General features: G+C 46.9%; 2 protein-coding genes and 1 pseudogene. All 3 read right to left on the reverse strand.

Translation table 11 applies throughout. The annotated features are described in order from the left end of the window. A pseudogene (locus tag B2751_RS08895) lies at window positions 1–100 on the reverse strand (Na(+)/H(+) antiporter subunit C); the annotation flags it as partial. Between the two features lies 1 nt (window position 101). Then, window positions 102–542, reverse strand: coding sequence for a Na(+)/H(+) antiporter subunit B (locus B2751_RS08900; RefSeq protein ID WP_035407436.1), 441 nt, complete (start codon window positions 540–542; stop codon window positions 102–104). After that, window positions 539–2,890: a Na+/H+ antiporter subunit A gene (locus tag B2751_RS08905; RefSeq protein WP_290774341.1), complete on the reverse strand. Its 2,352-nt coding sequence runs from the start codon at window positions 2,888–2,890 to the stop codon at window positions 539–541. The genes B2751_RS08900 and B2751_RS08905 overlap by 4 nt, the downstream gene beginning before the upstream one ends. Between the last annotated feature and the right edge of the window lie 419 nt (window positions 2,891–3,309).

Here is a 3,309-nt window from a genome sequence, read left to right on the forward strand (position 1 = left end):
ACCCTGTTCCGATGATAATGCGAAGAATGCTTTTCGAAAGAATGAGATAAATGGCACACATCGTCAGGATGCCTGCGGCGATCGCCATGATGATTTCCATATTAATCACTCTCCCCAATCGTTTGAATAATCGTCATCGTCACACCGACGACGACAAGATAAACACCAAGATCAAACAACATCGCCGTATGAAGTGATGTCTTACCGAATAACGGTAGGTTGAAATAGTCATGGGCATGTGTGAAGAACGGGACGTTAAAGACAAGCGCTCCTGAAGCCGTCAGTACGGCAATCAACATGCCAAGCGCCGTGATCCATTTGTAGTCGAATGGCAAAATCCGGCGTAACGTCTTGATGTCGTAAGCGAGTAAGATCAAGACAAGAGCAGACGCCGTCACGAGACCACCAATGAAACCGCCACCTGGTGTATAGTGCCCGGCAAAGAACAAGTAGACAGCAAACAGGAAGATGATGAACGTAATGAAGGAAGTCGCGGACTCTAAGATGACGTCATTCGTATGCTTTTTTGCCTGCTTTTTCATTTATCCATCCCTCCTGTTCGTCTGAATTTAATCATCGTGTAAATACCGATTCCGGCAAGTGCGAGAACGGCAATCTCAAACAACGTATCNNCTGCGACATTGTCAATGTAGTACTTGGCAATCGAAGCAAACGATCGCTGACTGAGCGAAGCAAGGGCAACAAGGGTCACTGTCAATCCGACGAGTGCCGAAATCAAGGCGTTGCCGAGCTTGAACGGAATGCGCTCTTCTTTCCGGCTGATTTCCGGTAAACGATAGAAAACGAGCAGGAACAGAGCGACCGATACCGTCTCGATGACGAGTTGCGTCAAGGCGAGGTCTGGCGCTCGAAATAAGACGAAGAACAGGGCAACTGTATAACCTGTCACACCGAGTAAGATGATCGATGTCAGTCGTGATCGTGCAAAAGTGATCGAGAGAGCACTTGAGACAAGAACGAGAGCGAGAATGATCTCATAAGCATGAATCGAGCTAATCGGATCTACCGCGAAGCGGAAAGCGTCGAACCCGTATAGTGCTGTCAAAATCAAGATGACGACGAATCCGAAGATGTAGACGAGATACGACCGCATATACCCCGTCATGACCGTATCGTGAATACGTGTCGATGTCTGTTCACCACGACGTAACAAGGCGTCATATTGATGATTCAGTGAGACGGCACGTGGCATCCGGTGGTAAAGCGATTGCCAGCGTGGGAGCGTTTTATACAAGATTATGCCAGCACTGATGATCACGAGTGTCAGAAATAACTCGGTATTGAATCCGTGCCACATTGAAATATGGACATCAATCTTGCCACCGGCATTAACGACTTGCGGTAAGATCGCTTCGACTGCTGGTCGAATCAACGTATTCGACAATATATTCGGGAAAAGTCCGATGATGACGACGAGCGAGACAAGGACGAGTGGTGGGATCAACATACCAATCGGTGCCTCGTGTGGTGTTTTCGGCAACTGGTCGTCTTGGCGTTTACCGAAGAAGGTTCTCCGGACGATCAAGAGACTGTAGACGAATGTAAAAATGCTTCCGACGACGGCGAGAACAGGAATGATCCATCCGTAAGACGGTAAGTGGAACAAGTCTGATCCTGATACTTGAAGAACACCCGTCAAGAACATCTCTTTACTTAAGAAACCATTGAACGGCGGAATTCCAGCCATCGAAAGGGTCCCGATCATTGCGATCGTCATCGAGATCGGCATCAATTGCGCGAGCCCACCGAGATTCCGGATATCGCGTGTCCCGGTTTCGTGATCGACGATTCCCGCCATCATGAAGAGACTGCCTTTAAACGTCGCGTGGTTGATCAGGTGGAAGATTGCAGCAACTGTTGCAATCGTGTACAGTCCATCGTCTAACACGTCGACGTGCAGGGCGGCGGCCCCGAGTCCAAGTAAGGACATGATTAATCCAAGCTGAGAAATCGTCGAGTAGGCGAGAATCCCTTTTAAATCATGTTGTTTCACCGCATTGAGTGAACCCCACAATAAGGTGAATATTCCGACAGATGAGACGAGATAAAACCAAAGCGACTCACCTGCGAAAATCGGACTGAAGCGAGCGACAAGATACAATCCTGCTTTAACCATCGTTGCCGAGTGCAAGTAGGCACTAACGGGGGTCGGTGCTTCCATCGCATCCGGAAGCCAGATGTGAAACGGAAACTGAGCCGATTTTGTGAATGCCGCTAGCAAGAATAAAACAAGGGCGACTGTAAAGAAAGGTTCACTTTGAATCGACTCAAGCGACGCATAGGTCTCACGAATACTAAACGATCCGCTGAGTGTAGAGAGAATCGCAATTCCCCCAAGCATCGCTAGTCCACCGAAGACGGTGATCAGCATCGATTTTTGAGCACCATAACGAGAACGTTCCCGTTCGTACCAGTAGGCGATCAATAAGAATGACGAAATCGATGTTAATTCCCAAAACAGATAGAGGACGATCATGTTGTCTGACAAAACGACACCAAGCATGGCGGTCATGAACATCAATAAATAGACATAAAATGTACCGAGTGCTTCTTTTTTCGCATCTAAATAAAAAATAGAATAGAGAACGACGAGTGTGCCGATTCCTGTGATCAATAATGCGAACAATAAGCCGAGTCCGTCAAGATACGTGACGAAATCGATTCCAAGCGATGGTATCCACGGCATGCGTGCCGTAAAGGTCTTACCTGACATCGTACCAGGGAGAAAGCGGCTAAAATACGAAACGAGCAGTACAGTTACGACGAGTACAAACCAACCGGTATGAATGTTCGGAAGGCGCTTCGCTAAAAGCGGGATGAAAAGACTGATCAATATGGGCAGTAGGATCGCCCCATGCATCACGGACACGAAATTCCCTCCTTTGTGACATCGACGACCAAAAATGAAAAAGGGACGCGAACGCAAGCTGTTGAAGCTCGGAACTGTCCAGTAGAAGACACGATTCATTTTGTTCGTCGAAGATGTTTCTGAATCAAGTATAGCGTATCTTTTTCCTTCATGCATGACGTGAAGCGTTGAAGCATAAGGGATGGAGCCGTTTCTTCATTTGCTTGTTAAATATGTAGGAACACGGTAAAAAAGAGCAAAAATTTTTTAAAAATTTTTTTGAAAATCAAGCGATTTCAGATGAAAAGGATTTGAAATCAATGAACATGGGTACAGTTATCAAGAGTATACGTATCGATCACAGAGGGGGAAAATTCATGCGAGCAACATTTAAGACAGGTGTCGTTTTAGGTGGTCTAGCGGCGATTGCAACGATCGCT

The organism is Exiguobacterium sp. UBA6282 (assembly GCF_002440475.1).
GTDB lineage: Bacteria > Bacillota > Bacilli > Exiguobacteriales > Exiguobacteriaceae > Exiguobacterium_A.

Coding starts and splice junctions, on each gene's coding strand:
- B2751_RS08900 (WP_035407436.1), bottom strand. CDS start 542: ATGAAAAAGCAGGCAAAAAAGCATACGAATGACGTCATCTTAGAGTCC.